6 protein-coding genes are annotated in these 5,998 nt (G+C 41.7%); 1 reads left to right on the top strand and 5 read right to left on the bottom strand.

What is annotated here, in order from left to right; all coding sequences use genetic code 11:
* Nucleotides 1-225: 225 nt before the first annotated feature.
* A complete protein-coding gene (gene tadA / locus ACYQ2O_RS09985) occupies nt 226-756 on the bottom strand; it encodes a tRNA adenosine(34) deaminase TadA (protein WP_459796531.1) in 531 nt (176 codons plus the stop codon).
* Between the two features lie 94 nt (nt 757-850).
* Between tadA and ACYQ2O_RS09990 the strand changes: the two genes are divergently transcribed.
* Nucleotides 851-1,714, top strand: coding sequence for a helix-turn-helix domain-containing protein (locus tag ACYQ2O_RS09990; protein ID WP_459796527.1), 864 nt, complete (start codon nt 851-853; stop codon nt 1,712-1,714).
* Nucleotides 1,715-1,763: 49 nt separating this feature from the next.
* On the opposite strand, the gene ACYQ2O_RS09995 is transcribed toward ACYQ2O_RS09990, so the two are convergent.
* From ACYQ2O_RS09995 to ACYQ2O_RS10010, 4 genes are all read right to left on the bottom strand, one after another.
* Nucleotides 1,764-2,099, bottom strand: a complete 336-nt coding sequence (locus tag ACYQ2O_RS09995) for a hypothetical protein (protein ID WP_459796529.1) — start codon at nt 2,097-2,099, stop codon at nt 1,764-1,766.
* Nucleotides 2,100-2,222: 123 nt separating this feature from the next.
* Nucleotides 2,223-2,612 carry a manganese catalase family protein gene (locus ACYQ2O_RS10000; protein WP_459796532.1) on the bottom strand — a complete coding sequence of 130 codons (390 nt, stop codon included), beginning with the start codon at nt 2,610-2,612 and terminating at the stop codon, nt 2,223-2,225.
* A 209-nt stretch (nt 2,613-2,821) separates the two neighbouring features.
* The gene (locus tag ACYQ2O_RS10005) at nt 2,822-5,308 is read right to left on the bottom strand and encodes an ATP-dependent Clp protease ATP-binding subunit (RefSeq protein ID WP_459796530.1); all 2,487 of its coding nucleotides are present in this window, start codon (nt 5,306-5,308) and stop codon (nt 2,822-2,824) included.
* Nucleotides 5,305-5,796 (bottom strand): CtsR family transcriptional regulator, encoded by a 492-nt coding sequence (locus ACYQ2O_RS10010; protein WP_346024227.1) that lies wholly within the window; start codon nt 5,794-5,796, stop codon nt 5,305-5,307. The genes ACYQ2O_RS10005 and ACYQ2O_RS10010 overlap by 4 nt, the downstream gene beginning before the upstream one ends.
* Between the last annotated feature and the right edge of the window lie 202 nt (nt 5,797-5,998).

Consider the following 5,998-nt stretch of genomic DNA (forward strand, 5'->3'; position numbering starts at 1 on the left):
TTTACAGCCAGTGTACTTGAACTGTTGCGAAAAGCATTAAAATCAGAAGGGCTGTTTTGAGCTTCGCTCAATAGGCATTCATCTCCCACCTACGCTTCGCTTAGAGGTGGGAGTCTTCTGTCAAATGGTGATAAAAACCACCGGTCATCAAGACAGTTTATTTCATACTGTCTCGATGACGGGCGGTTTTCTATTAGTACGCAAGCTCATGTATCTCCTTCTGATTCACTCGTTTGCTTCATTGGAAGCTTCTGATTGCCTCAGGGCTTTTTCCCTCTTTTTTCTTGCCCTAAGTGTCCTGAAAAAATCAGACAGCAAGGCTGAGCACTCTTCTTTCCTGACTCCCTTGTGCACCTCACACTGGTGGTTCAGACGGTCATCCTGAAGAACAGTCATCAACGACTCCACTGCCCCGCCCTTGGGATCAGCTGGCCCATAATAAACTGAACGCAGGCGGGAAAGTACAATGGCGCCGCTGCACATGACACACGGTTCCAACGTTACAAACAGATCACACTCTTCCAGTCGCCAGTTACCCAGATGCTGATTCGCCTCCTTGATTGCTATCATCTCTGCATGAGCGGCGGCTTCCTGAAGCGTTTCTCTCTGATTATGTCCTCGGCCAATCACTTGGCCATCTTTGACAACCACTGCCCCGATGGGGACTTCTAGTATCGCTTCGGCCTTCTTTGCTTCGATGATCGCTTCAGCCATCCATCGGTCTTTTTCTTTTTCGGTGTATCCAGTCATCTCGATCGCTCCAAAAGTCACTTTTTCTTCATTATACCTTAGTTTCTCTTTGCATCAAACAGTGGTAAAATTAAGCTACACTGAGATAGGAGGAATAAGTTTGGATTATGCAAACTTGAAAACACTGTATCCCGAAGCGGTTTTGTCCGATCTGCCATTTATGGACGAAGACACTTTCCGCATTCCTTATAAAAATAAATGGATTCATATCCCGAAAAAAGAGCTGACTGAAAAAGAGTGGCAGCTTCTTGTCATGCTTAAACAGGAAATTGAGCCTTCTTCCTTTCCAGTCTCGGACTCTAAATGGGCTGAACTGATTCAAGGCCAAAGAGAACTTCCACCTAAAACCACTCAGATGATACGTCTGACTCAGCTCTACTTGGAGAAAATCGATACACAATTCGACTACTTAATCTGGATTGATTCAATCAGACAATTATTCGAACCTGTTCTAGATGTCTTTTTTATAAGCAGCGATACCTGTCTTATAGTGCAGGATACTGACGCCCCGAATTTCTCTGATGAAGAAATAACAGGTATCCTCCAGACACTTGAGGATGACTTTTCAATAAGAACTCATGCTTATATTGGACAATTCTGGACACCAGACCACAATCTTTATGACTTATTTAAAGAAGAACAGAATATTTTTCAGCAGGAAGTCACACATATGCACCATCAGGTCAGTTCGCTTCCGGATATTGCCCTGCATCATTTTACAAAAGATGCGCTGGCAAAAAGTGCCATAATGAAGGAACTCAAAACTCAGATCGATGCCTCAGACGACTGGCACGAATTGATCCAAGCTTTATGGCAAAGTCAGGGAAATATCAGTGTTGCTGCTAAACAACTGTTTATACACCGCAATACGCTACAGTACCGGATGGACCGATTCAATGAATCCACCGGTCTATCCTTGAAAAACATGAATGAACTGCTGCTGTGCTATCTTCTCATTCTATAAATAAAGGCCTCCTGTAAAAGGAGACCTTTTTTTATTTAGCCGGAACTGGCTACTTTTTAACTTTCTTAAATGCTTTTTTCGCATCTTTTGACTTGTCCTGCATATAATCTTTCATATCAGAAAACTTATCTTCCAGATTGCTGACTTTTCCAGCAGCACCAGCGAGCATATTAATTTCATCGTCAGTCAGTTTGCTGACTAATTTTTTTGCACTTTTGCTGTTGAATTTATCATTCACATAGTGCTTCGCTTTCTGGCGGTTCACTGTTGCTTTCGTTTTTTTCTTCGCATTGTCAGAAGAAAACAGGAAAGTGAGAATCCCGACTAAAAACGCAACCCCTACTCCAATCAGAATACTCTTTTGCGTGTCATCTATTTTTTTCATCCATTTCAATCCTCTCTTATTTGATTTATCAATTTAATAGTACCAGAGAAAGAGCTGCTGTTTCAAAGATAAACGCTTGATTATCTGATCTCGGTTAATGAAATCTGATTACATCCTATCCGTTTATTTTTCTGATGGTGTGCTGTGCAGTTTAGCAGGCGGTGCTTTCAGTACTGGCTTGTCAGCCATAGCCTGAGGGTTTTTAATGTATTTGAATTCATTTCCGTCAGCGGCTTCTTTCCCATCCACTACCGGTTTGCTGTCTTCCCCTACTGAGAAATTATAAAGGGTATGAGTCACATCAAACACTTCGTATTTTTCAGGAACTGTTCCCGGTACAACGATGCCTTCTTTAGCTTCCAGTTCTTTGATGGCTTCGATCCACTGAAGCTGGTGCTGTTTGTCTCTAGCCAGAAGGAAACCGAGCATATCTCTGATTCCTTTATCTTCTGTCATTTCATAGAGTCTGGCTATTTGAAGGTGTCCCTGTGATTCTTTCTTGTGCGTGAATATAGTAACATCCTTTCTTTTTTTATAGTGTTTATCAACAGATAAACGTTATCACCCTACATTTTCTTAACCTAATGATATTAATTGTTATCTTGTTTTCAATATTGAGCAAAAACCACACGTCCATTTTAAGAGGTATAACACCTCAAAAACGAACGCGTGGTTCTTACAGAATATGATTACTAACTGAAAACAAGATCCAGTATCTTTTATCAGTTAGTTATTTTAGACTTTTTATTCTTTTCTTCTCTAACTCTTAAGGTGATTTCCCCTTTTGAAGCGCCTAGAGTCACTTTGTCTTTCAGACTGATTTCGCCGGACAGCAACGCTTCACTCAAACGGTCTTCCATCTTATTCTGAATGGCCCGTTTAAGTGGACGGGCACCATACTCTGGATCAAATCCCTCTTCAGCAATCACATCCATAGCTGATGAAGTGATTTTAAGCTGGATACCGATTTCTTCCATACGAGTCACAATATTTTTTGTTAATAATTTAACGATTTCACGAAGCTCATCTTTTTTGAGAGACTGGAACACGATAGTGTCATCGATACGGTTAAGGAACTCCGGTCTGAAGGCATTTTTCAGTTCTTCACGAATTCGTTTCTCCATTGCATCATGATCGAACCGCTTATCGATTGCTCCAAATCCAACAGATTTCTCATCTCTGAGAGCTGTAGCTCCTAAGTTGGATGTCATAATAAGAATAGTATTTTTGAAGTCTACTTTTCTGCCTTTTCCATCTGTGAGCACTCCGTCATCCAGAACTTGAAGCAGGATGTTGAAGACGTCAGGGTGAGCTTTCTCCACTTCATCAAGAAGTATAACTGAATAAGGCTTCTGTCTAATTTTCTCAGTCAGTTGTCCACCTTCATCATAACCGACATAACCTGGAGGTGAACCGACTAGACGACTCGTACTGTATTTCTCCATAAATTCAGACATATCTACTCTAACCAGGGCTTCTTCGCTTCCGAACATTGACTCTGCCAGAGCTTTAGCCAGTTCTGTCTTACCTACACCAGTAGGACCCAGGAACATAAATGAACCAATTGGACGGTTAGGATCTTTTAGCCCACTGCGTGCTCGTCTGATAGCTTTAGAAACGGCAACGACAGCCTGCTCCTGACCGACAACACGCTCATGGAGTACTTTTTCAAGATTAAGCAGTCGTTCGCTTTCTTTCTGTTCCATCTGATTTACTGGTATACCCGTCCACTGAGATACAACTTCCGCTATATCCGATTCGGTCACTCGAAGCTGGCTTACATCTGCATCATCATCCTGCTTGAGCAGTTTTTCCAGTCGTTTTCTCTGCCTCATCTCTTTTTCTCTTATCTGAGCTGCACGTTCGAAGTCCTGAGACTGAATAGCCTTCTCTTTTTTACGAATCAAATCTTCAAGCGTTTCAGTTGCTTTGGATAACGGTGTTGGCGAATCACTCTCGTCCATACGAACCTTGGATGCAGATTCATCCATCAGATCAATCGCTTTGTCTGGCAATTGTCTTGACGTGATATATCGCGTAGACAAATGCACAGCCGCTCTGAGTGCTTCATCGGTTATCTTCACACCATGGTGCTGCTCATAACGTTCTCTCAGGCCAAACAGTATTTCTTCAGCCTCCATTTCAGAAGGCGGGTCGACATGAATAGATGCAAATCGTCTTTCAAGTGCCGCATCTTTTTCAATATGCTTCTGGTATTCATCTAGTGTTGTTGCACCAATCGTCTGGAGTTCACCACGTGCTAGTGCAGGTTTAAGAATATTGGACGCATCGATGGCACCTTCTGCTCCTCCAGCACCAATCAGTGTGTGTAATTCATCAATAAATAGAATGACTTCTCCATCCTGATAAATTTCGTCAATTATTTTCTTCATACGTTCTTCGAATTCACCACGATACTTCGTTCCTGCAACTAATGACCCCATGTCCAGAGTCATCAGACGCTTATTCTGAAGTACTGGCGGAACTTCATTTGCAATAATTTTCTGTGCTAAACCTTCTGCTATTGCTGTTTTACCTACTCCAGGATCCCCTACAAGAACAGGATTGTTCTTGGTGCGTCTGCTTAGTATCTGAATAATTCGTCTGACTTCCTTGTTTCGTCCTACGATAGGATCCAATCTGTTGTCTCTAGCCTGCTGAGTCAGATCACGTGCTAGAGAATCGAGTGTAGGGGTTCCGCCAGAGGCAGATTGCTGCGTTTTACCCGGACGTCTGCTGCCTGCTCTGCTTTTTCCATTTTTATCCTGAGCCCCTAATTTCTTGAGCACAAGCTGCCGGGCTTTGGCCAGATTCACATCAAGGTTATTCAGAATTTTCGCTGATAAAATCTCTTCATCTCTTAGAAGACCCAGCAGCAGATGTTCAGTTCCGACTAACGGCCGTTTCATTCGTCTGGCTTCATCCGTAGCATACTTTATAATCTGTCTAGCTCTAGGTGAATAAGGTAAGATCGCATTCTTAGGAAGAGTCTGCTCAGGCCCATAACTTGATAGGTGTTCAATTTCTTCTCTAATATCTTCTTCAGTTATCGTCAGTTCTCTTAAAGTTTTTCCTGCAATTCCATCTTCTTCAATAATCAGCCCCAGTAGGAGGTGCTCTGTTCCAACAGTTCTATGGCGGAAAGATTGCGCTTCTTCCTGAGCGATCAGTAAGGCTTTCTTGGCTTTTTCTGTAAATAGTTCATTCATGTGTGGTCCGCCTTTCGTTTGTTTGGCTCTTCATACTTCAAATTGACTAACATCGTTCGTAATAGATTTGATCGTAGACGATTGTCTATCGCTCTTTCACCGGTATATAAGGATTTATCCATGGCTACAAGCATGAGTTTTGCTTCTCTTTTAGTGATAATATCGTCTTCATATAATTTCTGTACAACAGATTTTGCATCCTTTTCAGATATGCTGTCTCCAATGATTTCTATCATAGTATTCAGCATATCAAGATCATCTAGTACCTGAACTTTTATAATTCGGATATATCCCCCGCCGCCTCGTTTACTTTCCACCAGATATCCTTTCTGGATCGTGAAGCGTGTGTTGATGACATAATTGATCTGAGAAGGGACGCAGTCGAATAATTGTGCTATTTCACTTCGTCTGATTTCTACCTGATCCTGCTGCTGCAGCACTTTCTTTAAATAAGCTTCAATAATATCCGTCATATTCTGATTTTCCATATCGAACATCTACTGAAAGTAGTGACTTGAAGTGTATCTAAATTCTCTTGTAATTTCAAGTCCTTTCAGTACCCTCCTCGTATAATAAGTTTGTAGTTAAGAATTGTTCTTAACTTAGTTGATTGATTAACTGTTTGAAAGAATGGAGCTTTCTCCCCCATGGGGGAGAAAAATTTCAAAAAGTCGCTTTTGATGATCCATT

Source organism: Alkalibacterium sp. m-11, from assembly GCF_054658155.1.